The organism is Mucilaginibacter sp. (assembly GCF_025362475.1).
Taxonomy (GTDB): domain Bacteria; phylum Bacteroidota; class Bacteroidia; order Sphingobacteriales; family Sphingobacteriaceae; genus Mucilaginibacter.
The window spans coordinates 14,682-39,438 of the sequence record NZ_JANYGH010000001.1 but is presented as its reverse complement, the minus strand read 5'-3'; the positions used below and the strand labels follow the sequence as shown (position 1 = coordinate 39,438).

The 24,757-nt window shown below is 39.7% G+C and carries 30 protein-coding genes; 14 read left to right on the top strand and 16 right to left on the bottom strand.

Annotated elements, in window-relative coordinates; all coding sequences use genetic code 11:
- The 4 genes from Q0R88_RS00210 to Q0R88_RS00195 form a co-directional block, all read right to left on the bottom strand.
- The gene (locus Q0R88_RS00210) at nt 1–441 is read right to left on the bottom strand and encodes a hypothetical protein (RefSeq protein ID WP_295711007.1); all 441 of its coding nucleotides are present in this window, start codon (nt 439–441) and stop codon (nt 1–3) included.
- Between the two features lie 221 nt (nt 442–662).
- The gene (locus tag Q0R88_RS00205) at nt 663–1,370 is read right to left on the bottom strand and encodes a hypothetical protein (protein WP_295711004.1); all 708 of its coding nucleotides are present in this window, start codon (nt 1,368–1,370) and stop codon (nt 663–665) included.
- A gap of 137 nt (nt 1,371–1,507) precedes the next feature.
- Nucleotides 1,508–2,761, bottom strand: coding sequence for a PBSX family phage terminase large subunit (locus Q0R88_RS00200; RefSeq protein ID WP_295711001.1), 1,254 nt, complete (start codon nt 2,759–2,761; stop codon nt 1,508–1,510).
- A gap of 45 nt (nt 2,762–2,806) precedes the next feature.
- Complete coding sequence (locus Q0R88_RS00195; RefSeq protein ID WP_295710999.1) at nt 2,807–3,268, bottom strand: terminase small subunit; 462 nt, start codon at nt 3,266–3,268, stop codon at nt 2,807–2,809.
- Between the two features lie 353 nt (nt 3,269–3,621).
- Between Q0R88_RS00195 and Q0R88_RS00190 the strand changes: the two genes are divergently transcribed.
- The 6 genes from Q0R88_RS00190 to Q0R88_RS00165 all read left to right on the top strand — a co-directional run bounded on the left by Q0R88_RS00190 (nt 3,622) and on the right by Q0R88_RS00165 (nt 8,386).
- Entirely contained in the window at nt 3,622–4,506 is an 885-nt protein-coding gene (locus Q0R88_RS00190) for a slipin family protein (RefSeq protein WP_295710997.1), read from the top strand.
- A 114-nt stretch (nt 4,507–4,620) separates the two neighbouring features.
- Nucleotides 4,621–5,124, top strand: a complete 504-nt coding sequence (locus tag Q0R88_RS00185; RefSeq protein ID WP_295710995.1) for an antitoxin Xre/MbcA/ParS toxin-binding domain-containing protein — start codon at nt 4,621–4,623, stop codon at nt 5,122–5,124.
- A 139-nt stretch (nt 5,125–5,263) separates the two neighbouring features.
- Nucleotides 5,264–5,725: an RES family NAD+ phosphorylase gene (locus tag Q0R88_RS00180; RefSeq protein WP_295710993.1), complete on the top strand. Its 462-nt coding sequence runs from the start codon at nt 5,264–5,266 to the stop codon at nt 5,723–5,725.
- Nucleotides 5,726–5,804: 79 nt separating this feature from the next.
- Nucleotides 5,805–7,052 carry a hypothetical protein gene (locus Q0R88_RS00175; protein ID WP_295710991.1) on the top strand — a complete coding sequence of 416 codons (1,248 nt, stop codon included), beginning with the start codon at nt 5,805–5,807 and terminating at the stop codon, nt 7,050–7,052.
- Nucleotides 7,053–7,334: 282 nt separating this feature from the next.
- Nucleotides 7,335–7,928 (top strand): hypothetical protein, encoded by a 594-nt coding sequence (locus tag Q0R88_RS00170; RefSeq protein ID WP_295710989.1) that lies wholly within the window; start codon nt 7,335–7,337, stop codon nt 7,926–7,928.
- 155 nt (nt 7,929–8,083) lie between these two features.
- Entirely contained in the window at nt 8,084–8,386 is a 303-nt protein-coding gene (locus Q0R88_RS00165) for an RNA-binding protein (RefSeq protein ID WP_295710988.1), read from the top strand.
- A 543-nt stretch (nt 8,387–8,929) separates the two neighbouring features.
- Here the strand turns inward: Q0R88_RS00165 and Q0R88_RS00160 are convergent.
- A complete protein-coding gene (locus tag Q0R88_RS00160; protein ID WP_295710987.1) occupies nt 8,930–9,241 on the bottom strand; it encodes a hypothetical protein in 312 nt (103 codons plus the stop codon).
- Nucleotides 9,242–9,480: 239 nt separating this feature from the next.
- Nucleotides 9,481–9,984 (bottom strand): GNAT family N-acetyltransferase, encoded by a 504-nt coding sequence (locus Q0R88_RS00155; protein ID WP_295710986.1) that lies wholly within the window; start codon nt 9,982–9,984, stop codon nt 9,481–9,483.
- A gap of 486 nt (nt 9,985–10,470) precedes the next feature.
- Here Q0R88_RS00155 and Q0R88_RS00150 point away from each other — a divergent pair, with 486 nt between their 5' ends.
- The gene (locus tag Q0R88_RS00150) at nt 10,471–10,782 is read left to right on the top strand and encodes a hypothetical protein (protein WP_295710984.1); all 312 of its coding nucleotides are present in this window, start codon (nt 10,471–10,473) and stop codon (nt 10,780–10,782) included.
- Nucleotides 10,783–10,860: 78 nt separating this feature from the next.
- Here Q0R88_RS00150 and Q0R88_RS00145 read toward each other — a convergent pair whose 3' ends face one another.
- On the bottom strand, nt 10,861–11,562 hold the full coding sequence (locus tag Q0R88_RS00145) for a S24 family peptidase (RefSeq protein ID WP_295710982.1): 702 nt from the start codon (nt 11,560–11,562) through the stop codon (nt 10,861–10,863).
- A 188-nt stretch (nt 11,563–11,750) separates the two neighbouring features.
- On the opposite strand from Q0R88_RS00145, the gene Q0R88_RS00140 reads away from it, so the two are divergent.
- Both Q0R88_RS00140 and Q0R88_RS00135 read left to right on the top strand, forming a co-directional pair.
- Nucleotides 11,751–11,945 (top strand): hypothetical protein, encoded by a 195-nt coding sequence (locus tag Q0R88_RS00140; protein ID WP_295710980.1) that lies wholly within the window; start codon nt 11,751–11,753, stop codon nt 11,943–11,945.
- 191 nt (nt 11,946–12,136) lie between these two features.
- Nucleotides 12,137–12,547 (top strand): hypothetical protein, encoded by a 411-nt coding sequence (locus tag Q0R88_RS00135; protein ID WP_295710978.1) that lies wholly within the window; start codon nt 12,137–12,139, stop codon nt 12,545–12,547.
- Nucleotides 12,548–12,620: 73 nt separating this feature from the next.
- On the opposite strand, the gene Q0R88_RS00130 is transcribed toward Q0R88_RS00135, so the two are convergent.
- Entirely contained in the window at nt 12,621–13,493 is an 873-nt protein-coding gene (locus Q0R88_RS00130) for an alpha/beta hydrolase (protein WP_295710976.1), read from the bottom strand.
- A gap of 161 nt (nt 13,494–13,654) precedes the next feature.
- Nucleotides 13,655–13,993, bottom strand: coding sequence for a hypothetical protein (locus tag Q0R88_RS00125; RefSeq protein ID WP_295710974.1), 339 nt, complete (start codon nt 13,991–13,993; stop codon nt 13,655–13,657).
- Between the two features lie 255 nt (nt 13,994–14,248).
- Here Q0R88_RS00125 and Q0R88_RS00120 point away from each other — a divergent pair, with 255 nt between their 5' ends.
- Together Q0R88_RS00120 and Q0R88_RS00115 are read left to right on the top strand one after the other, a co-directional pair.
- Nucleotides 14,249–14,560 (top strand): hypothetical protein, encoded by a 312-nt coding sequence (locus Q0R88_RS00120; RefSeq protein ID WP_295710972.1) that lies wholly within the window; start codon nt 14,249–14,251, stop codon nt 14,558–14,560.
- A gap of 146 nt (nt 14,561–14,706) precedes the next feature.
- Nucleotides 14,707–15,069 (top strand): hypothetical protein, encoded by a 363-nt coding sequence (locus Q0R88_RS00115; protein ID WP_295710971.1) that lies wholly within the window; start codon nt 14,707–14,709, stop codon nt 15,067–15,069.
- Between the two features lie 209 nt (nt 15,070–15,278).
- Here Q0R88_RS00115 and Q0R88_RS00110 read toward each other — a convergent pair whose 3' ends face one another.
- From Q0R88_RS00110 to Q0R88_RS00100, 3 genes are all read right to left on the bottom strand, one after another.
- Nucleotides 15,279–17,513 carry a tetratricopeptide repeat protein gene (locus tag Q0R88_RS00110; RefSeq protein WP_295710969.1) on the bottom strand — a complete coding sequence of 745 codons (2,235 nt, stop codon included), beginning with the start codon at nt 17,511–17,513 and terminating at the stop codon, nt 15,279–15,281.
- A gap of 200 nt (nt 17,514–17,713) precedes the next feature.
- A complete protein-coding gene (locus tag Q0R88_RS00105; RefSeq protein WP_295710966.1) occupies nt 17,714–17,944 on the bottom strand; it encodes a hypothetical protein in 231 nt (76 codons plus the stop codon).
- Nucleotides 17,945–18,175: 231 nt separating this feature from the next.
- Nucleotides 18,176–18,508, bottom strand: coding sequence for a YnfA family protein (locus Q0R88_RS00100; protein WP_366086492.1), 333 nt, complete (start codon nt 18,506–18,508; stop codon nt 18,176–18,178).
- Between the two features lie 194 nt (nt 18,509–18,702).
- On the opposite strand from Q0R88_RS00100, the gene Q0R88_RS00095 reads away from it, so the two are divergent.
- Complete coding sequence (locus Q0R88_RS00095) at nt 18,703–18,942, top strand: hypothetical protein (RefSeq protein ID WP_295710965.1); 240 nt, start codon at nt 18,703–18,705, stop codon at nt 18,940–18,942.
- A gap of 229 nt (nt 18,943–19,171) precedes the next feature.
- On the opposite strand, the gene Q0R88_RS00090 is transcribed toward Q0R88_RS00095, so the two are convergent.
- Together Q0R88_RS00090 and Q0R88_RS00085 are read right to left on the bottom strand one after the other, a co-directional pair.
- Nucleotides 19,172–19,306, bottom strand: coding sequence for a hypothetical protein (locus tag Q0R88_RS00090; protein WP_295710962.1), 135 nt, complete (start codon nt 19,304–19,306; stop codon nt 19,172–19,174).
- 158 nt (nt 19,307–19,464) lie between these two features.
- A complete protein-coding gene (locus tag Q0R88_RS00085) occupies nt 19,465–19,668 on the bottom strand; it encodes a hypothetical protein (protein ID WP_295710960.1) in 204 nt (67 codons plus the stop codon).
- Nucleotides 19,669–19,719: 51 nt separating this feature from the next.
- Between Q0R88_RS00085 and Q0R88_RS00080 the strand changes: the two genes are divergently transcribed.
- Nucleotides 19,720–20,568, top strand: coding sequence for a ThuA domain-containing protein (locus Q0R88_RS00080; RefSeq protein WP_295710958.1), 849 nt, complete (start codon nt 19,720–19,722; stop codon nt 20,566–20,568).
- A 274-nt stretch (nt 20,569–20,842) separates the two neighbouring features.
- Nucleotides 20,843–21,703 carry an alpha/beta hydrolase gene (locus tag Q0R88_RS00075; RefSeq protein ID WP_295710956.1) on the top strand — a complete coding sequence of 287 codons (861 nt, stop codon included), beginning with the start codon at nt 20,843–20,845 and terminating at the stop codon, nt 21,701–21,703.
- Nucleotides 21,704–21,916: 213 nt separating this feature from the next.
- On the opposite strand, the gene Q0R88_RS00070 is transcribed toward Q0R88_RS00075, so the two are convergent.
- Nucleotides 21,917–23,305 carry an FGGY family carbohydrate kinase gene (locus Q0R88_RS00070; RefSeq protein WP_295710953.1) on the bottom strand — a complete coding sequence of 463 codons (1,389 nt, stop codon included), beginning with the start codon at nt 23,303–23,305 and terminating at the stop codon, nt 21,917–21,919.
- 1 nt (nt 23,306) lies between these two features.
- Nucleotides 23,307–24,581: a TIM barrel protein gene (locus Q0R88_RS00065; RefSeq protein ID WP_295710951.1), complete on the bottom strand. Its 1,275-nt coding sequence runs from the start codon at nt 24,579–24,581 to the stop codon at nt 23,307–23,309.
- Nucleotides 24,582–24,757 lie beyond the last annotated feature (176 nt).

Sequence of the window (24,757 nt, the reverse complement as noted above, 5' to 3'; positions counted from 1 at the left end):
TTAAAACGTATCGTAATACATGGTTGGCAGTGTAATAGTTAGGCTGATGCCGGTTGTATTAACATCAAACTTGTTGTAAACGGGCAGGCATTTGGCCTTGATGCCGGCTTTGATACGGAAGTAGCGGCCATCGCCTTCCCTATACCCGGATGCTTTTACCATGAACTGATTGGCCATTTGTAAAGCTTGTTGCACGTATGTTTCGTTATCCGCCGTGTATTGGCCAAAATCGGTTTTATAAAGAAACTCCAGGTACACAGTAAATGTATTATCAACAGAGCCGTTTACCTGGGGCGATACCTCGATGGTTTGCAATGGATACATAAACACACAGGGGAAAGCCTTATCATCGGCCAGTGTGTTTAATTCGATTTGGGTACCATAGGCAAATGCCGGGCTACCCGTAAGCGTTTGTACTATGGCTTCTATTTGGTTACGCATGTTTTAATTAATTATTAATTTAGTGAATTATTGATTGCAGCATGATGGCTGGCTTAAAGTTTATATTTTAGGATTTATCGTTTAACACTCCCTACCTATTTCCATGTATTTCTTCTGATATTCTGCCTCTGTTTTGTTAAGCAACAGCTTGGTAAGTATGCGCTCATAAGGCATATTTAAAATGGTGTCCCATTTGGTAACGTCGCCGCTGGCGAGGGAATTTATGGTGTTGATATACTTAAACTTTTCGAACGATTGGATGCCAGCGCGTTTCTCCAAAATTGTTGGAGGCGATGCCAGAAGCTTATTTTCGGTTTCGATAAGTTGGGATAGCAGATAAAAAAATGTTTGGCGATGGGCAGTGCCTCCGTTACCCGCATTTTTTTTATTTCGTTGGTAAATTCCTCAGCCTCATATTCGTTATATTTTTTACCTGTTGCCCTGCAAAAAAAATAATGTGCCAATACCTGGCAGCAGGCAGTTAAGGATGGATTAAAGTTTTCTTTCCAATCATCTTCTCCAAATTGTTTAATGTGGGTATTTACTTCGTCGGCAATAATATCCCGTGCTGCCATAAATGCACCTGCCGGTTCAACCGATAGGTTTTTCATCACCTTTATTATTTTGGGCTGATGGGTGTGTGCCAACAGGAAGCTTACCTGCCTGGGTATAGCATCGCTGTTATATAAATATTTAATTTGGTAGGATAAGGAAAGCACTGCATCGCCAAAGGCATGAAAATCGTTGATATCTTTTACCGCATTCAGTTCATCTATAGAAATCGAAGAAAGGATGCTGATGGCTTCGATATCGTTCAGATTTGGTTTGGCCTGCATAGCCATCATTTGCCCCAGGGTTACATCGCTTAATTGCGTGGGGATTTTGACCCGTAGCTTTCCATGGGTTGTTGTGAGTGTTTTTTCGATCATGATATTGGTTTGAAGTATTATACCTTAAAGGGCAGGTACTATTGGTTAAAAAGATTTTCGGCAAAAATGCAAAGACACAATTGGTCTGCCTGGTTAAATTGTAACGGCATTGAGTAAAACCAACGGGAAAAGTTGGGCTAACCTATAGGGCCAATTAACTCATTTAAGGTTGACCGGTTGGCAGATTGTGGATTGTATGGCATTCTTGATTTTATTTTTCGTTCGGTGTTTACCTTTAGTTTATTTAAAGCTACATAGCGCAGGGCATCAATGAGGTGGTTATAGGAGTCGACTGCTTCATTGATGGTTTTGCCCGATTTGTCGACCCGCCATTTATAGCGGTCCAATTCCTTACGGAGATTAACGCTGGCACGGGTTACATTTATTTTGTAGCGTTTAAGTATATCTATAGAATTATTAATACTATCGGGGCCTTTTTTTGCGCCTGTAATATACCAGCCCATACGCTTAAATTCTTCTATTGATTTTGGCTCGGCGCTATCGGCAATAATCTCGGTTTTGCGGCTTACTCCTGTGCCTTTTAGTTTTGCAGCTATATCAATATTGGTTAAACCGGTTTGATAAAACAGCTCATTTACCCACAGTTCGCCGTTTTGCAGGTACACTTCAAGGCAGGCGGTTTCGTCATTGGTAAAGCCAAAATCTAACCCTATACCTATCAGTTTGGCATCGGCTGATATTTGATCACAAACATACCAATTGCTGAAAATAAGGCCTGTGATTTTACCGGTGAGGCCACGGGCATAAACCTTCCAAAGTTCAATATCTATTTTTTTTAAGCCTTCTATTTTTTCTCTTATGCTTTTATCCAAAAATGGATTGTGCCGGTGATCAGAGATGATTAGTTGCACATCGGGCCTGCCAATCAAGTGCTCATGCACCCAGAAACCGGTATTGGGGTTGTAGTCAATATAAATACGTTTCCGGGTACGCAATGCCAGCTCCTGGTAAACGGCATAGGTTATTCCGTTGGCTTCGTTAATAAACAGGTAATCGCGCTTGCCCGATTTTGCATCCTGTGCATCTGAGTAGCTTTTAAACTCCATAATTGTACCATTATGAAACTCAAAAATGCGATCGGTTTTGTTATAATTTTTTACGGCAGATTTTAATGCGGTAGAATTATTGTAAATGCTGAGTGCATCGCGCAGGGCACCGGCTTTTAGGTTTGGAATATCCTGGCCTACTATGGTAATTACAAGTTTGGCGGTTTGGCAAGCCAGGCAAAGTAGCACCTGGGTAATGGCGTAGGTTTTGCCAGAACTTGTGCCGCCCTGGTTTACCGTTATATGTGTTTCTGTGTGGTAGTTTTGCCCAAAGAGTATCGAAACTTCAAATTTTGGGGCATCAGGTATCAGGTCATTAGTCATCCTTTTGGTAATTAGGCATTAATAGAGGAGATAGGGGAGAGGTTGTTAAATTTTCACCTCTTTTTCGTTGCGGGCGGTATCAGGGCCGGTATTGGTTATTTCAACTTTAAGGGTGTTATTACTTTTATCGGGTGGTGAGTTTGGTTCTGATTTATCATTCCAACCCATGCTTTTCAAAGCAAATATGGCCCCGGTAGGTTTTTCAAAAAGTTTAGCTTCATAGGAGGCTTCAATGCGCAGCCTGCCACGTTTAAGTAATTTTTGGTGTTTGCCGTTCTGTTCATAATCTTCAAATTCCTGCATACTATTGAATCCCAGAAATAGGGCCAGTCCGCAAAAAGTTGGTGGCGCAGGTTCCCGGTCCCAAACTTTGTTTTCGGTTTGTTCTTTTTTATCAGTTGCAGGTTTTTGTTCAAGATGATATTCACCCTCGATGTATAAAAAATATTCGTCGATGAGTCTCGCCAGCTCGTTGGCTGTTTTAAAGGTGTAGGAATAGGTTTTCATTATGTTTAAAATGCCGATTGGCATAAAGTAGAATCAAATGTAGGGAATATATTTGAGATATGCTAATTTTTTTGGTAAAACATACACGCTAATTGTTAATGGTCAGCATCGGACTACCCAGTAAAACAGTTAGCTGGTTTAAACCATTGCAGATTAAAGAATTTAGAGTGCATCAAAACAAGCTGATGCTTTCAGTATGAATTTCATCCTGAAAGGTACAAAGATCCTTCGATTGCAAAATGTGTGAATACCATTACTAATCAGTTACATAATTTGATTATCTTTAATATACAATATATTAACCAATTAGGAGGTGGTTTGATATGAGAAATCAAAATTCGTTTCCTGTAATCATGTTTTTTCTAATTTTGGGTCTTGGTATTGTATGGGCAAGGATGGCATATGATGCTTCGAGTGCCGCAACAAGCACCATCATTATGGTAAGCGCCTTTGTGGTTGCTTTGCTAATTTCTCTTGCTATCAAGATTGCTAATCCCTGGGAAAGGGGCGTGGTATTACGCCTGGGGCGTTTTCAATCGCTCAGGGGGCCAGGGCTGTTTTTCATTATCCCCATTCTGGATACCATACCATACTGGATTGATACCCGGGTAATCACGACATCGTTTAAGGCTGAAAAAACACTTACCAAAGACACGGTACCGGTTGATGTGGTTGCCGTATTATTTTGGAAGGTGCTTGACCCGAAAAAAGCAGCCCTCGAAGTCGCGGACTATATGGGGGCAATTAGTTGGGCCTCGCAAACCGCATTGCGGGATGTTATCGGAAAGACCATGTTATCGGACATGCTTGAAGGACGGGAGAAAATTAGTGGCATACTGCAAAAGATTATTGATGAACGTACAGAGCCATGGGGTATCAATGTCAACTCTGTGGAGATCAAAGACGTTTTGATCCCCGGCGCACTGGAGAACGCCATGTCTATGCAGGCACAGGCAGAAAGAGAACGGCAGGCCAGGGTAATTTTGGGAGACTCTGAGAAACAGGTGGCCGAAAAGTTTGGAGAAGCAGCCCTAACGTACGCAGACAACCCGGTGGCATTACATTTAAGGGCAATGAACATGCTTTACGAAGGTTTGAAACAAAACTCCACTATTGTAATTGTACCCAGTTCGGCAATTGATACCATGCAACTTGGCAGTATGGCAGGATTAACTGCACTGACTATGGGGATTGGCCAGGAAAAAGCAAACAAAGATAAGACTGCCGGTAAAAAATAAAAGGCAGCTGGCTCACAACGATTTAATATTCGGTATGATTAGCTATGTGGGCGAAGATGTATGATGGATTTAGTAATTATTTTCTTTTTAAAAAGAAAATAATTACATTTGTGTATGAGCAAATCAATTAAAAGGCAGGCAGTAGCAACCGTGGCAGGGCAAACTGCTTCAAGGGCGTATGTGGTTCATGAAAATGCATCAACATTTATTGTGAATGATCTTTTGGTACCTTATGAAACTTATTTTAAATCGCCGCTGGCTAAGTTGGGGGCTATAAAGCAGGGACTGCGTTCTGCCGCTATTACCGATTTAATACAAGTTACCGGAGCTACCCAAATTGATATTGCCAAATGGCTTGATATTACCGAACCAACACTACGTAAGCATATCCAAAGTTCGCGGGAGTTAAACCAGGGGCTTAGTGAGCACATTATTCAACTTTTTGAACTTTTTGATAAAGGGTTGGATACCTTTGGCTCGCTGGATGAGTTTAAAAGCTGGCTTAAGCACTATAATCCCGGCATTGATGCCATCCCCTTTGATTTGCTTGATACCCTTACCGGCATCAGTATTGTATTAACTCAGCTTATTCGTATTGATTACGGAGTTTTGGCTTAATATTGGAGAGTGGTTGATTGTGTGAGTGGAGAGTGGTTTAATTGCTCACCCATTTTTAGCACTATCATAACTTGCAAACCAACTAAAGCGAAAATTAATAAAATCACAAATTCAACCAATCACTAAATCACTAATTAATTTGCGCGTTTACCGTATCAGTCAAACCAAATATAGTCATGACCGTAAGGGATCCGGAATAGATGGCCGATGGAATTCGCTTGGGCAATATGTAATTTATACGGGCGGATCCCTGGCGCTTTCCTGTCTCGAAAAACTGGTACATTCAGTGGGAACATCTTTATATAGCGGTAATTTTTCGGTTGTAATTATCGAAATTCCAGGTAATCTGCCAATTACCGAAATTACTACGAAGCAACTTATAAAACTTGACGCAAACTGGCATAAGGTAATCAATTACCCCATTACCCAGCAGCTGGGTGATAATTGGCTTGCCAAAATGGAAACCGCGGTTTTAAAAGTGCCATCGGCCATTATCGACCTGGAATATAATTACCTGCTTAACCCGGCACATCCTGATTTTGATAAGATAAAATTTATCGATGTGAATGTTTTCTCTTTCGATCCACGACTAAAAGCTTAATATGATTGTGGAAGAATTTAATGGAATAATTATTTATAATTGCAATTTTAAACCAATCCTTCGCAAATTGCTCATTATAATGCCCGGCAAAAAAGTACTTCTTTTATGTTTTGTTTTTTCATTGTTCTGCTACACAAAGCTATCCGCGCAAGAAAAAAAATATATTCCTATTGGTCGTTCAAAACTGAAGGATACTGTTATTGCCGCCCCTGCCGATACTGCTTATGAAAAAGATATATTTGATGTTATAAAGGCCGCCTTTGTTAAAGCAGATAAACCGGCAAAGGTTGACTCAATAAGCACAAAGCCGGTATTGTCGATTTTGCCGGCTGTTGGTTATACCTTGCAAACATCATTGGCCGCAACTATTTCGGGTAATATTGCTTTCCGTACCGGCCCTAAAGCGCGGATATCTACTATTACCATAAATCCTGCTTATACTCAAAAAAAACAGGTAATCGTTCCCCTGCAATCCAATATTTATACAAAGGATAATCAATACACTTTTATAGGCGATTTTAGATTTTACAAATACCCTCAAAGTACCTTTGGCCTGGGCTCCAATTCAAATATAGCTAATGAAAACCCGTTGGATTACTCCTTTTTTAGGTTTAATGAAACCGTATTGAAACATGTAGGAGGAGATTTTTTTGCTGGCCTGGGATATATTTTTGATGATCGCTGGAACATGGGCGAGAAAGGACAGTTAAATGGCGGCGTATCTGATTATGAAAGATATGGGCCTGTATCACGCGCCATATCGACAGGGGTAACCTTTAACACCTTGTTTGATAGTCGTGATAATTCTATCAATCCTTCGCGCGGGTTTTATGCATCGGCACAGTACCGGGATAACTTTACCTTTTTAGGCAGCACCGCACCATGGCGATCATTAATTATTGATGTGCGTAAGTATTACCGGTTGCCCGGAAACTCTGATAATATAATTGCCTTTTGGTCATACAATTGGCTGGTACTAAACGGCAGGCCTGCCTATCTTGATTTGCCCGCGACGGGGCATGACCCAAGTTTTACCACCGGCAGGGGGTATATACAGGGAAGGTTTAGAGGGGCGCAAATGGTATACCTTGAAAGCGAGTACCGGTTTAAAATAACAAGGAATGGATTATTGGGCGGTGTGTTGTTTGTGAACGGACAGTCGTTTTCGGCTGCGCCGGGTACACGTTTAGAAGCCATACAGCCGGCCTTTGGCCCGGGCTTGCGCATTAAACTTAATAAAGTATCAAAAACCAATATAGCCATAGATTATGGTTTTGGCAGGGAGGGCTCGAGAGGGTTGTTTATTAATGTGGGTGAGGTGTTTTAATCCCTTTTTGCCTGCTTTTATCAAAAAACCACAATTTTTTAATAATGCCTTCCTGGTTACCTGTTAGCTTCGCAATAACATGGGTTTTTAACCAATCACTAAATAAGCTTTCTTAACTTTTGTATATCGATTGATTGCGTTTGTTTTTTGAAAATATACTGCGCAATAATCTTTTTGCAGAATTTGTCGCCAAGGGGTTAAAAAGTGTTAAATATTTATTAAATTTATTGCATAGATAAACTTTCAGGGTTTTTATTATTAGCTTTAACCATCAATTTACCTATGGGCAATAAAAGGTTTACTAATTGGTTCATTTTATGTGTTTTACTCATTTCGGTGATGGCTTCGTCATGCCAGAAAGATGAGGGAGTGAAAGACATGGGAACCATTAAGCCTGTTGCAGCTATTGATAGTGCATCATTAGGTATTATCAATACTCCAGGTAATTTTTTGGCAGGGAAAGGTATACTAAAAATAACCATTGAAGACTCAACCTATACCTTTGATGCTTCAACAGATTCTATAGCGTTTATTAACGTGCATAATGGTGATAACAAGTACTTTGGCATTACTGCCATTAACAAGGCACACACCATGAGTTTTGGAATAAGCTCCGAGGGTTTTGCATCGGCAAATGTTAACAGTAAAGTAGCCGGAAGCCAATTTCTTTTTACGGTTGATGAGAAAAAACCTTTGTTACAATATACGTTAACCCAATTTGTTGGGAAAGACGATTCCGGGAAAATTACTTTGGATAAATACAACAAAGATAATATGATAGCCAAAGGCACTTTCTTTACTTTTTTGGCTAAAGACGATAAAGAAAATTCTCCTTTTTATAGGGTTGAAGGTAGTTTTGAACTACAGCTTAAATAAAAAAACGTTTTTAAATCAATAGGACAGCTATTTTATAAGCTAAAAGTGATTGGGTAATTTCAAGGTAAAAAAGCCGTTGCAACCAGCCTATTTACTTCAATAACTACTAAATACCCTCAATTTTTTGTACCTTTATACAAATTTTAAAGACATTGATGAAAGTATTTATTGCAGGGCTTCCTTTAGAAGTAGATGAGGCCGAATTAACAGCTGTTTTTGGTGACTTTGGGCCGGTTAAATCGCTCAGAATCATTAAAGATCGCGAAACAAAAGAGAGTAAGGGTTTTGGGTTTGTGGAAATGGTGAACGATAACGAAGCGAAGGAAGCGATCAGGTGTATGAACGGTGCAAGTTATTACGGACGCAGGATAACGGTTAATGTAGCCGAAGATAAAGGTCCTGGATTTAACGGCGGTGGCAACAGCGGCGGTGGTAAAGGTGGTTTCAGACGTAACTAACAACATAAAAAAATTATTCTTTTAAGTATAAGCCGGCACTGCCCGGCTTTTTTTATGCTTAAAAATGGGGTTGAGTAGGTCTAGGTTGAGGTATTGGAGGATAGGTTTCTAAGCATAGATTTTAGCTAACCGGGAAAGAAAGAAAGTAGTATCTCTAATGCGTTTGCCAATGGTTCTCAAATGTATTGTCTTAGGAACACTTACGTCAAATGGGGGGGTATAAGGATACCCGGAACATTCCGTCACTGGTAAATTATCCCGACTGTTGTAGTAAGTATAATTAATCGGTGCGGAGCAATTGTATTTATCTGTAGATTACACAAAGCCATGGAATGGTACATATAATACTAACCTGATACCTTCGGGCGCGTATTATTATGAATGGATCTTAAAAAAGGAAGGCCCAAATTATTGGGATACGTGGTTGTTTTAAAATAGCTTTAATTTTAGTAATAGCACAAGCTGGGTAGGATTCTGTCCATTACAAAAGAGGCCATTATATTTAATATAAAATGGCATTATTGGTGATTTGGCAGCTTAATTTTAACAAACCTGGGCAAGGTCTGATGCATTAAATTTACTTAGTAAACAGTCAAGTTCCTCATTGAGTTTATTTAACTGGATTTCGCCGCTTTTAAATGCAGTGATTAGCCCGGCCAGTTCATGGTCAACGTTTAAGCGTTGCAGTCTTTCTAAAGTATTAATTTTATACTCGGCTGCGGTGAGCAGGTATAGTTGACGTACGTCAACGGTATACATCTTATTGCTTACCTTGTTCTCTTGTTGTTTGTTAAACAAAACCAAAATAATAGCGGCAATAATTGCGGCTATTACAAGCGTCATTGCAGGATCCATGTTAGTTATCTCTCAGGGTTTATAATTCAGTTCGGCTCAAAACTTGAAGTATCGGCTGGGGAAATTGGTTTACATAATAAATATAAGCTTTTTTTGATTTAGCGCTTTGGATATTGTGGATAAAATGACACAATGTTAATAATTAATAGATGAAAAAGGGGGAGTAGGCTGTTTGTAGGAACTATTAATAACCAAAACAATGGTTTTTAATAGCAAATTTAACCTGTGGTTAATGAAGGTTAATCAAGCCGTTTTTCATAACAGTAAAATCTTAATCCCGCCCTGAAACCCAGCCCTATTTCGCCGGCGAAAACATAACCTAATTTGGGAAATAGATTTTGAGTAGCCTGGTTACCTGTGTTGGTATCAATACGCAGGGTTTTTATCCCCCGGCGTATGGCTTCAGATTCGGCCTGTTGCAGCAATGAAGCCGCAATTCCCATTCCCCTGTATTGTGGATCTACAGCAAGCCGGTGAGTAACAATGGCCACTTCGGTAATGTCCCAGCCTACCTGGGCATATTCAGCTTCCTGATCGGTTGTAATGGCTGTAATGCCTGCAATTTGCCCCTCAACATCTGCCACCCAAAGCTTCCCAATGGTAATATCATCTATAAAAACTTCGGCGTTGGGGTAAGTATTATCCCACTGGTAATTACCTGAAGTAATCATTATTGGCACCACGCGGGAAATTAGCTGCATGATTTGTGGGATATCATTTATTGTAGCAAGTCTGATCAGCATATTAAAAAAGAAAAATAAATCCTGAATTGATAAAAGCAAATTTAAGCTAATTGAGCTTTAGCAGGAATTTAATTTGAGGTAATTAAAAGAAGAGGGAAGAATGCAAATAGCAGGAAGATAAAGTTTATTTATTTAACTACTGAACGCTGTTTTGATGATATGCGTTTTGTTTGGAGCTGTGCTATTATTAGGCAGAACAAAAAAAGCAACATCGCATAAAAAAGAATATTCTGCAATGCATTGCCAACACTAAGCCGCTGAGTAACGAAATTTATAACGTTGAGTGCCATAGGTTATAGGTTGAGAGTATTTACTGATAAACAACAATATTTACCAAACTGTTTTAAAAGCTTTTAGAAATTAGCAATATTATTTTTTAACAAAAAGAACGTATGTTCATGATCTATAAATAGTGGGTGTTTTCCCCTTTGTTTATATATTTACTTTGATTTATAAGTAGTGTGAAATAAATATAAATAATAGATTATGATTCTCGAAGAATTTTTGAAGGAAATTAAGAAAGAATCTGTTGATATTGAGACTTTAACTAAACGTAATTACTACATTCACCTTGATCGTTTGTTTAAAATGATAGCTTATGATGGCGATAGGCTTGATAAAAAACATAGCCTGATGATTGGTACTTATCTACAGTATATCAATAACACCAAACGGAACGACTTTAGGGATGATTTATCCAAAGCCGAGTTGGAGGAGATCATCGAGAGCTTAAAAACAGATATTGATTGTATGATATTTAGAATGGAAAATCCTCCCGGACCCTTAAAGGAAGAGTAATCCGGGCTGATAAGTTATCCTATGCTAATTAATGTGTGTTTGTATAAAAGCTTTCCTTTATTGACCAGGCAGAGGGTACTAATGATTGTGTTTTTTATGGATATCCTTAACCAGGCAAAGTTTCTTTATATCGGCTACATTAATAGTAAAGGGGGCATATTTAAGGCGGTTTCCAACCATTTCGGTAGTATTGTCTGAGTGTGCTATTACTTCATCAGTTTTATCGCCGGCAAGCAAACGTTTGTACATGCGGTAATCGCCCCACTCAATATAGTAAACCTCGCCGGGTAATATCTTTTTATCATGAATGATCTTTAGCGCTACCCAGCAACCGTTCTCCAGGTAGGGGTACATGGAGTGCCCCCAAACAGGCAGGGCAAAGTCGCAATCTTCAATGCCTGGAAAGTTCATCCGCCCAACCGGGTGCGAATCATTTATATCATTGTATACTTCTACACCCGATGCGGTGGCTATAATTTCATACATCGGAATCCCCTCCTCTGCTTTATTTATTGTAATATTTTCTTGATTACGTACAGATTTATTTGTATTGATGAACTCTTTGTATTTTTCTTTAAAAATTCTCAATTTTTCTGGATCGATATTTTGCCGGCTCTTTACAATTTCGGTGATGGAACTGGGCGAATTAAAGCCCAAAGCTTCGGCCAGTTGCGCATTGCCTGTAAATGCTTTGCCCTTAAGTTGGCTATAAAGGATAATAAACTCCAGGGTTTCCGGGCGAATGGTTTTTATTTTACCGGGTTTTGATATATCATCCATGATAATAAATATTAAAGATTTTTCTTGAATAATATAAAGATTATTCTTTATATTTGTCCTGTTGATTTTTACTAATGTAATACAAATTTAAGTAAAAACAAATTTATTACATCTAATTTAAAGAAAATAAATACAGAAATACTGTATTGGAATAAATAAAGCCAGGCTTAGCCAATTAAACTCAAAAGATGCATATAGCTTATTCAGCCATTCAGCACGAAGAACATCATACGGCTCAACATTCACTTATAACCGGTGATGATACTTGCCAGCATGAACCACTGTTACGCTACCTGGGTTACCAGGCCGCCTGTCAAAAACTTGACAATGAAATTGTTGCCATACAAAAATATATTCCGGGCTGGATGCCTGCTTTCAGGTAGATGTTTATCAGTGGGCAGTAGGCAGTTATCAGTGGGCAGTTAGCAGTTATCAGTGGGCAGTGGGCAGTTGCCAGTTTACAGTAGGCAGTTGCCAGTTTACAGTAGGCAGTTATCAGTTTGCAGTTGCCGGTTTACTGAAAGCGGTCATTCCATGCTAAGATCAATAACCAATAAACTAACGAATAAATAATATGAAGATTACTCAAAAATTAAAAGACCAGCTTTGGTGGATGATCATTTCGGTTGACTATGATTACAGTCGTATTTCTATCGCCGACCACGACATCAACGACGAAACCTTAACCCTTTGGCTGGAAGATAAACAGGATTTCAAAAATTCGCTTGATGAGTGCCTGCAGCTGGATGTTAAAGCCCGCGACTTTGCCAAAATAATTAAAAGTGAAAATCTTAACAGCTATGAGGGGAGTAAGATGCACCCAACCAAAAATTTTGTTTACAAAGCACGCATCGAAATAAATACACCTCTCAAATGGTACCAGGACGATGCTTCAATCATGGAACAGCAATGGGCCCGCGAAGCTACTTTAAAAGCTATACTTACTCAGCTTGTAGAAACAGAAGCAGCAGGAAGTTATGATTAATATATGCCAAATGGCATTTTAAACATAGTCATAGATGCTATTCTATTTGGTTATGAGCTATAGATGATAGTTGTTATTTGATATCGTTAATGGCTTTTTGCAAGAGTATATTAAACTCATTTGGTTTTTCGGACATAGGGAAATGACCTGTAGTATGGACGATCAGCAGTTGGTAGGGGATATTGTTCTTAACAAAGCCCGTAGCGTCATTAGGCGTATTATCGCTATTGATTAGGTGGATTTTCATTTTTGCCTCTTTTAGCCTGGCCGCGGTATTAAAGCTGTTGTCTTCCATGCAGGCGATGGCAATAGTGCTATCCGTGTGGGTAACATCATTTAGTATACGTTTGCGCAAAGCAGCGTCGGTGGTTTTGTAAAATAGATATTTATTAAAATAATCGGTGGCTACTTTTTTGAAATCCTTTTTTAGTGCATCTATAACCGCATCAAATTCTGCTTTATATTCCGGGGTTTCTGGTCCTGTGCTATATTCTTTAAAATTGTCAATACCTATCAACCCAATAACTTGACCAGGTGCATCTATTTTAGCCTGTACTACAATAGCGCCAGACATGGAATGACCGATAAGAATTACGTGTTTTAAATTTAACTGAGTAATTACCGAGGCAACATCTTTCCCGAAGTTGTCAACCGTCCACGAGGTTCTGTTTTTGCCCGATTGGCCAAAGCCGGGCAGGTCTATAGTAACCACCCTGTACCTTTTACTGAAAGCATCAACCTGATTGGTAAAGTAGGTTTTATTGATACACCATCCATGCACAAATAGTAGGGTAGTATCGCCAGTACCGCTATCAGTGTAAGCAATATTAACACCATTGTTTTGTACTTTTAAAGCATCCGGCGACGGTTTTTTGGACGGACTATTACAAGCCGATATTGCAGCTACAGAAATTAAAAACAGAATTAAGGCAGGTATTTTTTTCATTTCAGGATCAGATTATTTATAAATATCTGATCCTGAAATTGTTTTTGCAAATGTTTAACAAAGTAAATATTGCGGCTTAAAGTGCTTCGCGCGAAAGCGTAATTTGCTGAGGAAATGAACGATAGTTACGCTTAACTTTTTTGTGCGAAAATAGTATTGGCCTATTTTACCTTCACGTGCTGTTTTTCCTGCTCCAATTGCTCCACCAGCTCTTCTACCTCGCTTATGGCTTCTGCAGGTTGACTGGCATAGTTAAGCTTGCGGAAACGCCATTGAGCAAATGCAGGCTCCTGGAAACGGTTGATCAGTTTAAAAAATTTGGGAAAGTTGTGCACTTCATCCAATAGCACCCCGGTAACAATTCCGTTGTTATCCAATATCTCGCGGATGGTGTATTCTTTATCCCTGGTAATCCAAATTTCAAAGTCACGTCTTATCTCTTCGCTTTTTTCGGGATCTATTTTGTCGTTAATGCAAATTACCTTATCTCCTGGTTTCATAATATTATAAGCGTTTTAAAGAGGCGTTTTATTTTGCATGCCAATTAATTTACTGTAAAGTTCCGCTTTTTTACCCGGAAATTAAAAGTGCAAGTTATAAATTACAATGTTTGATAGGGGGGGATCGGTTTTAACTTTAGGAGTATAGTATTAAATGTGTGTTAACCTGCTGATAGAATTGTTTAAAACTTATTGTAACCTATCAATAACAGGAGTCGTAATAACTTATACTATAAACAACCCTAAGTTAATTTTATGGATTCTTTTTATTTTTTTGTAATCATTGGATCGGTTGTGGTGTTTTTGATATTACAATTTGATAAGCAGCAACGCACTAAAGTAAGGAAAACGTTACGGCAAACCAATGATGTGGAACCATTACTGATGATGCAAAGCCTGGGGCAAAAACTGGATAGATTGAATAAAGCACTTAGTAATGCTGATGCCAATATAGAGCAGCAATTTCATAAATCAACTGCCGATTACAAAGCTGGCCGGATCAGCATAGATATTTTCAATAAACATCTTAATGAATTACTGTATAGAGTCGAAGAGCGGCAAAAGTAATTTACATTTTTGAGTATACAAATATGCAAAACGGTTTCCTGTTGATAGGTGCGCTTTATATGATATATCTCAAAAAAACACTAATGAATGAATGCACGACTGCAATAATAAACAATTGAACAAATTGTTTATTATTGCAGTCGTATATGTCGGATGAAGCAATAATAAAACGGTTAAAAGTAATTGTGCAGGAACACGGCGGGCAGCTGGGTTTGGCTGGTGCTATCGGTGTTGATCAGGGCTTTATCAGTAAAGTGATCAATAAAAAGCAGGATATTAGTTATTACCTTATTCGTAAACTGTGCTTTCAGCTTAAATATTCGCCAGAGTGGCTTATTCTTGGCAGCGGCGAAAAAAAAATCAACAAGCCCGAATCAGCCAAGCTAATCACCGAAATACAAATGATGCGTACCGAGGTAGATATTTTGCAAGCCCGTATGCGCGCTTATGAAATTGAGCTGAAAGAATTACGCGCACAACTACAAAGCGGAGATAGGAAAGCAGTTTGATTTTCAGACTTTCAGACAAAGGATTTTCAGACTTTCAGACCAAGGATTTTCGGACAAAGGGGCATAGAAAAGAATATTATTAAAAAAGGTCTGGCTTGTTACTAGCCAGACCTTTTTTAGTAATAATTAGGGTCTTAGTCTGAATGTCCGAAAGTCTGAAAATCCTTTGTCTGAATGTCCTTGATCCAAAAATCCTTTGTCCAAAAAAACTACTTGCAATATTTTGCAATAGATGCGGGGGCTTCTTTTGAGCCCAGTTCAAGTGCTTTGTTCATATCTGCACAGGCACCCGTTTTATCGTTAAGCGCTATTTTAGCCAAACCACGTTGTAAATAGGCTCTTGAGTTTTTTGAATTAAGCTGTATTGCCAGGCTGCAATCGGCAACGGCACCGGCGGCATCTTTCATGTTCACTTTGGCGGCGCCACGGTCAATATAGGTATCGGCATTGTTTGGTTCGGCTTTTAGGGCAGCCGCAAAATCCTCATTAACGCCCTGTATATCTCCCAAATAGCTTTTGGCAATACCACTGTGTGCCAATGCCCTGGCATAAGCAGGGTTAAGGTAAACGGCATTGTGATAATCATCGGCTGCGCCTGCGTAATCTTTTAAAGCCAGTTTAACATCGCCCCTGAATAAAAAAGTTTCATCGTTTGAGAAGATGGAGACGGCTTTATCCAAATCTTTCATCGCTGCTTTATAATTCCCCTGTTTTGATGATAAAAAGCCCCTGTTTTGGTAAGCTAAAGCCGAAGCATCAGAAACAGAATCAATTTTAAAGTATGCGTTATAATCAGTCAATGCGCCTGCAAAATCATCGCCAGCGGTTTTAAGTATGCCTCGTTTTAATAAAATACCAGTGTTTTTAGGGTCTTTAATTAAGCCTGCATTATAATCGGCCATAGCACCTTTGATATCGCCTGCATAGGCTTTTGCCTCGCCGCGGTAAAGGTAAAAATTTGAGTTCGCCGGATTTATTCCGATAGCAGCTGTAAATAACTGTATACCGTTTGAAGTATATTTATAAAAGTTGTTTACTTTACCTAAACGGGCGTAGCCATCTTCTTTTTTAGGTGCAATGGATAATAGTTTTTCAAAATCCTTCACCGCGCCCACTTTATCATTCATTTTATCTTTTTCTATAGCGCGGTTTAGGTATGCGTAGGTATAATTAGGGTTTATCTGTATGGCTTTGGTGTAATCATTTATAGCGGCAGTCATATCGCCAAGGTCGCGATGGGTATCACCGCGTACCAGGTAGGCTTCATCACTTTTGCTGTTGATAGCTATAGCCAAAGCCAGATCGGCCATAACACCGGTAGTATCCTTCATGGCCAGTTTTGCCTTGCTGCGACTTATATATGCATTTAAACTTTTAGGATCCAATGATATAGCTGTATCAGCATCAAGTTTAGCACCATGGGCATCCTTCATTGAAAGTTTTACATATGAGCGGCTTTGGTAAGCCTCAGACGTTCGGTTGCCAAGTGATATCGACTTGTTGAAATCGGCTATTGCTTTATCATACTCCTTTATATTGCTTTCAACCAGGCCACGATAAAGGTAAGGCTCGCTAAGCTGCGGATGCTGATTAATTGATTTATTAAAGTAATCAAGCGCACCCAGGCTATCGCCCATATTGTTTTCGGCATTTGCCAGGTATAAGAATACATTTTTAAGTTGGGGATTTAGGGATGCAGCTTTTTTATAATCTTCAACAGCTCCTTTGAAATCCTGGATATTGCCTTTTGAATTTCCGCGATAAAGATAGGCTTCGGCATTTTGTGGATTCATTGTAATAGCCAAAGTGTAATCAACAATAGCCCCTTCGTTATCACCCATGCTTGCTTTTGATCCGGCGCGATACTGGTAAACAGCCGATTTTTGTGGATTTAGTTTGATGGCAATATTATAGTCATCCACAGCGGCGGCATAATTACCTTTATTGTTTTTTGCAAGTCCGCGGTACTCATATATTTCGGCGTTGTTGGGTGCATACTGCAAGGCAATGGTGAAATCGGCAATGGCACCTGCATTATCATTTAAGTTTGATTTTGCGTTACCGCGATAGAGGTACATCTCGCCGGTTTTTGGGCCCAGCGCAATGGCGCGGTTAAAATCTGCAATTGCAGCCTGGTAATCCTGTACGCTGCTTTCGGCGTTTGCTTTGTAATAATAGGCCGTTGTAAAGTCGGATTTAATTGATAACGCTTTGGCATAGTCGGCAATTGCCGCTTTGTAATCCTTCAGGTTTCCGTTGGCATTGGCACGATAAAAATAAGCATCGCTATTTTTATCATTTAACTGAATGGCCCGGGTAAAATTATCGATAGCACTTTTATAATCTTTTGCATTAGCACTCGCGTTTCCGTTTTGGATGTAGGTAAATGCTGTTTGTGCAAATGAAGATAACGGAAAGAGAATAAGGAATAAGACTTTTTTCATTTACGGAGTAGCGGTTGATCAAATATCAATAAAAAAAACAATATTGATATAGCAAAGCACATACCGAAAGTTAACGCGCCGGAATTGGGATTAAAACGCCAAACACAAAAAGCTGTAGTAGAAATTTGGGGCACAAGAACCCCAATTGAGTCAATACTTTGGTCCGGATTGAAGGTTAAGTAATGTTTCTGTTATAGGCTTTAATAATATGATGCCTCGTTTTTTTTATCAGATATATTTTGATTGCGTCTTTTACCATACGTAATAGCAACTGTGCAAATCAAAATGCAAATGATCAATCCAATTTCGATGCCAAGACGAATTAATGGTATATGGCCCGGGTTACCTGCCAGTAAGATTCCGGCATCCGGAAGCAATAGTCCGGCTAAGGGGAAACAGAAAAACATTCTTAATATTATTAATTTTTCCATAATTATTAACATTTAGTATGATAATGCAAATATAGTGATTGTTTTGTTATTATTTAAATAAATAATAAAATCAGCTATAGTACAAACCACGTAGCATCTTTGTTTGCCCTTTGACTGCTTTTTTTTAATTTAATTTTTAAGGGAAGGATAAATCCCCCTGGCAAATGAGGCTATCATTTAGCCAAATCTATATTACAATTCATTTAAGTAAGTTTTATGAAGTAAGAGAGGTTACTTTCCCCTTGGCATAAAAATGATAATACAGGCACCAGCTACAGCTATTACCGCGCCTATGATATCATATTTATCGGGTTTAAAATCATCTACCCGCCAGGCCCATATTAGTGCCATTAATATAAAAATACCACCATATGCTGCATAAACACGCCCGAAACCCGCCGATTGCCAGGTAGCTATTACACCATAAAGCGCCAGTATAATACCCCCGATAATACCATACCACCAGGGTTTATCCTCCTTGAGCCACAGCCAAACAAGGTAACCTCCGCCAATTTCGGAGAGGCCGGCAAGAACAAAAATTGCTATCGATTTGAAGATATTCATATTTATGATGGCTGATTTTTATAACAGTAACGGTTTAAAAATCAGCAAATGTAATGTATGCTTATATATTTAAAATGTTTCCTGTCTAAATGTTTTCTCTCCGTTAAAACACTGAATTTTCAATGGGTTAAAATACGGGTGTTATTGGGCTTGCAGGTAAGTGGGTTACCCTATAAGTTTGTATAAACATTATTATGGAAGCTTTTGAATTATTAATAGGTGAAAAAACATATAAGATAATCAGAGTAGATACTGGTAAAACTACCTTTAGTGTTTTTAGCCATTCCTCGTTTCATACCATCACCAAAACAAATTTTTACGGTTGGGTAGTTATTGAGCACCGTTTCGGTGATCATCAAATACCATTGCAGCAAATAGGAAAAGGTATAGATGAATACTTAGCTAAGGGTATTGAAGCGCACTTTAATCTATAATTTATTTATAATAATCAGTAAACTTAACTGAGATTTTTTATGATTTAATCAATTTGAAAATATTATTTTCTTTTTGAGTATATTATTTGCTTTTTACTTTCTAAAGTTGTAAATTGTACTTATCAAATGGTTAAATATGGAAGAATTGGAAATTTTCAGAATCTCCGCGGTACATATCCGCTGGGCGTTTCGTCCCTTTTAGCCACGTTTACATTGAGTTTTTTTGTTGTTAAGCATGTTTATTTGTACTGCTGGTATTGGTATGGCCAAAAGCAGCAAAAGGCAATAGTATAACAGTAGCCTGATGGTATTGATCATAAGGCAGCTGAAATGCCTGTAATATACTTACCTGTTTAGCACCCATTTATAAACTTATATTTAATACCCCATGCCTGGTTATATCTTAACCGGGCATTCTTATTTGAATAAATGAGCAATTTTGAGCGTAAAATCCACCAGATAAAAAGGGTAAATTCCGAATGGTGATTGAGTAATACTGCTTGCATTTTTGCAAATCTCCTGTTATACTTTTGAGTAATAAGTTATGTATAGGGGCAATAACTTAGGAGCAGCCGTTTGTAGTAATACAACGGCTGTTTTTTTATTAATAGTGTAACCAATTAAATAAGAAGCTACTGATTGGTAGTGATTTTCACTATTTCTGGCTTTGGTTTCCTGCTGTTGTTGCCCTACATTACCTCTCAACCCATATTCTGCCACTTTCATTAAAGTAAAAAGATTTAGTTTTATACAACAATTAGCAAATCAACAAAAATTATGACCACACGTTTCTCAAAATTTGCAGCCCAGGCAATTGTGCTTTGTATAATTTGTTTAACCTTTTATACTGCCGGTGCACAAAACACCAGGCCCTTTAAGGTGATTGCCTTTTACACCGGCCGTAACGATAAAGCGCATATCAGTTTTATGCATGAAGCCAATAAACGCTTCCCTGAGATGGGAAAGAAATACAATTTTACCTACGACTCTACGAAAAACTGGAGCAATATGAACCCGGAGTTTTTGGCTAAATACCAGGTGGTGCTGTTTTTAGATACCCGGCCAGATGATGCCGATCAACGGGCCGCATTTGAACAGTACATGAAAAAAGGTGGTGCCTGGATGGGATTTCATTTTTCGGCATTCGCGCTTACGCCGTCGGATTATCCGCAAAATTGGGATTGGTACCATAACGAATTCCTGGGTGCTGGTCAGTATGTAAGTAATACCTGGCACCCCACATCGGCTATTTTGCGGGTAGAGGATACTAAGCACCCGGTAACCAAAGGCTTGCCGGCAACATTTAAAACACAACCAAACGAATGGTACCGCTGGGAACATGACCTGCGTAAAAATCCGGATATTGATATATTACTATCTATTGATTCCACCAGTTTTCCACTTGGTAACGGGCCAAAGCCACACGAGATATGGCACAGCGGTTACTACCCGGTAGTGTGGACCAATAAGAAATACCGCATGGTTTATTTTAATATGGGGCACAATGATATGGATTATGATGGTGGCACCAACAGGTCGCTTTCCCAAACATTTGATAGCGATACGCAGAATCAGTTGTTGATAAATGCTCTACTGTGGCTGGGTAGGGGACAGGAGGTGAAATGACGTTTTAAAAAGTTTTGTCATCCTGAACGCAGTGAAGGATCTATTTGCAAACTGTACAGGGCGAAAAAGCATGGCGAACAACAGATCCTTCACTGCGTTCAGGATGACAAAAAGTTTTTTTGCAAAACTCGCCGTGGGTAACGGAAATGAAGCATCTATTGCGCGCCATACAAATCTGAGTTGAATAGTTCGTAAATAGCTGCTCCGCGATACTCGGATTGACATTTTTTTAATCTAACTATACTTACCTACCTTAGCTTCCTGAACATGCTTCATGAAGAAACTAAAACTGCTATACAGGCATATCCTGGCTTTAGAGAATAAAGAAAATCAACACCTTACCGACATGCTTTGGGAGTTGATCTGCTACTCGCCAAAAATGTTGCCAAGACTACAGCAACAAGTTTTGTTGGATGAAGCAACGCGGTTTAGCCTGGAAGTTGATGATCTACATTTTAGCAGATCGATATTAAAGTTTAACGGTTTTATTTGGGGTAACGGCAGCCGAAAGGTATTAATTACTCATGGCTGGGGCTCAAAAGCAATCGACTTTGATGAGGTGATAACGGGTTTGAAAACCGTTGAAGATTTACAGGTCATAGCTTTTGATGCACCGGGTAATGCCAGTTCAGAAGGGGAACTATCTAACCTAATCCTTTTTGTAAAGGCAGCAAAAGCTGTGATCGAAACTTACGGTACTCCGGATGTGCTGATTGGGCACTCGCTTGGTGCCATGGCTAACATAATTGCCATGAACGAATCCGGCGCTAAACCGGCATTGCAGATTAGTATTGCGCCACTCATCAAACTCAAAGAAAACTTTATCGCCACGATGGACTCGGTAGAAACACCCGCTTCGGCAAAGGAAAAGTTTTTTGAAGCTTTTGAAACACTGTTTGAGTTAAAAGCATCTGATTTTAACCTTAATGATCTTTATAAAGATAGCCCAGCTATTAAACACTGGTTGGCATTTGACAAGGACGATAAAATTTCGCCATACAATTATCTGCACGAGTTTTTAAGCGCTCATCCTGGTATTTTAACAAAGGAGTACGTTGGTCTTGGGCATGAGCGGATCATTAAAGACGCTGCGGTTGTTGGGGATATTGTGGATTTGGTAAAGGAGCTACGGTAATAAATTATGTGATTGCGAGGTATAAAATCCGGTGAACTCTGAAGGAGAAATGGCGTTTTAAAAAGTTTGTCATCCTGAACGATTTGAAGGATCTGTTATTCGCTATGCTTCTTCGCCCTGTAAAGTCTGCGATTAGATCCTTCACTATCGTTCAGGATGACAAAAAGTTTTTTTTGCAAAAAAACGTCATGGGCAACTGGAACAATCGTTACGTCATACCACCTCATCATGCACTCCAGAATAATACTTCAGCTCAATTAAATCATGCGGCAACGGTTTGGTATTCCAGCATTGATGAACTGCCAGGGCCGTACCCACAGCTGTAGCCTGCGCCATTGAAGCAGCGTAAACCTCCAATTGTGGAAACGCGAGCGCCAGCAGGTGCATAAATACACTGTTTTTGCTAAATCCGCCATCAACAAATATCCTTTGTACTTTGCATCCTTGCAGTATGTAGTTGGTTGATATGGTTTGCTGGCTAACTATATCTACCATCAATTGATGGTAAGCTTCTATATCAGTACTAAAGTCATTTAAGTTGCGCTGTTCAAAAACGGATTTTTGTAATTCGCCTTCCTGTTTTTGGCTTTGCAGTGTAATTTGTTTATTAAGTTTTGCTATTACAGCAGGATCATAGTTGATGGTGCGGTAAGCTATCTGGTCCTGGTTAAAATGGGCGGCAATGCGTTTTACCTGTTGTTCGTATTCGTAACCGGTGAAAAGACGGGATGCTTTAACGGGGCCGCCTTTATATTGCAGGTAGTTAAGGCAATCGTTTTTTAACTCATCGGCTGTAAGCGGTGTTTGGTTAAATGGGTTTAAGCTGATAGACCAGGTGCCGGTTGATATAAGCACAAAGGGCATATTAAAACTCACCAAATAGGGGATAAGCGCCGCAGAACTGTCATGCAAGCCTATGCCCACACAAAAGGTACTTCCGGGGAATACAGAAGGCAATACACTATCGGCGGGTTTTAAGGGCGCCATTTTAGGGAGTATGCCCTCATCACTAACCCAACGGTGGTAATTGTTGCTGCCAAAATCCCAAAGGGCGGTATGGCAGCCGATGCTGGTAAGATCGGTAACCATTTGACCGCTGAGCAGGTAACTCATGTATTGCGGCAAGTGCAGGGCGTATTTGAGCTTTTTAAAAATCTCGGGTTGCTGGTATTTAAGCCGGTAAAGCTGCAAGCCCGAGTTGAGGTTACCCAAAACGGGCGAGGCAGTTTCACGTGCAAACCGGGCTTCATCACCATAGGTTTCATAAAACTGCCTGCCTAATTCTGGTGGATATGGTTTAAGGTAATTATATAATGGGGTTAGTGGCGTTCCATCTTCATCTACGTAAACAAAACTTGCCCCGTAGGTAGAGAAGTTAACCGCTTTTAAATCAAACTCTTTGTGCTTAAAAATTTCGCGCAGCGAATCAAATACCGATAAGCGCAGGCTATCGAGATTTTCACACGGGGCGCCGTCTTCGTCGTGGGTTTCCAGGAAGCGGGCCGTCCGTTCAAAAACTATCTTGTAGTTCTCGTCAAACAGGAACAGCTTCTTGTTGGTTTTGCCAACATCAAAAACAGCTATTACGGGTATTTGCGCCATATTATAATCCGGTTGATACTGCCTTTGCTCCCCGTTCTTTAATCAGTTGGTTACGGACCGCCTGTTGCCTGTATAAAGCCAAGGGATCTAATACGCCGCCTGCACGTAAACGTGCCTCAGCCAGTAACGAACGAACATCTGTACGGTAGGCATGCTGTAATATCTCCTGGGCTTTTACTACGTCATTGTATTGCTGCGCCTGTTTTAAAGCGGTTACATCAACCAATAAGGCTTGTGCATAAGCTATTTTGATAGCCTCAACAGATTGGATCAAATCCTCAATTGGGTCTTTCACATTGTGCGATGCATCTATCATCCAGCCTATGGCAGTAGCATGGTTCATTCCGCGTGCATCCATACCTTCTACCAGTTCGTTAAATATCAGGAACAACTGGTATGGGTTGATACTGCCAACGGTAAGGTCATCATCGCCGTATTTAGAATCGTTAAAGTGGAAACCGGCCAGCTTGCCTTCCATCAGCAATAAAGAAACTATTTGCTCAATATTGGTACTACCCAAATGGTGACCTAAATCCACCAAAGTTTGTGCTTTGCTGCCTAATTTGGATGACAATAAGTATGATTGCCCCCAATCGCCAATAGTGGTAGAGTAGAAGTTTGGTTCGTAAGGTTTGTATTCTACCCAAACTTTCCAATCTGCAGGTAAGGCTTCGTAAATTTCCTGCAGGCTTTCCAGTGTGCGTTCAAAAGCCCCGCGCATGTTTAACTGACCGGGAAAATTTGATCCATCAGATAACCAAACAGACAAAGCTTTTGAATCCAGCTCAACGCCGTATTTGATCACCTCGATGTTGTGGGCGATAGCTTGCTTGCGTACAGCTTTATCTACATGGTGTAATGAGCCATATTTGTAACTCAGCTCCTGCGATGCCTGGTCCTGGAAGGTGTTGGAGTTAACGGCATCAAAGTGTAAACCTAATTGGGCAGCATGCTCCTTAATATCAGCAGCATTTTTGGGGATATCCCATGGAATATGCAGCGATATGGAGTTACTGCTCCTATTTAAGGCGTGGATCAAACCCACATCCTCTATTTTTTCTTCCAGACTGCGCGGCTCGCCACCACCGGAAAAACGACCAAAACGGGTGCCGCCGGTGCCCAAAGCCCAGCTTGGTATAGCTATATTAAAATCAATTAACTTTTTTAGAATGGTATCCAGTCCGTTTACATCAGCAGCAATAAAATCAAACTTGCGTTGGTGCGCTGTTTGGTGCTGGTGGTTATATTCTTCGATTATGCTCTTCTCTAATTGCATCGTTATCGGTTTATAATTTTTCAAGAATGATGTCATTGCAAGAGTAGTGATCGAGAACTGCGCAAAGTCTGCCCTGTATAGTTCGCGATTGCTTCGTACCTCGCAATGACATATTTGTAGATCCTAAATATTTCTAAGTCATCCCGAATTTATTTCGGGATCCCACATGCTAAGTT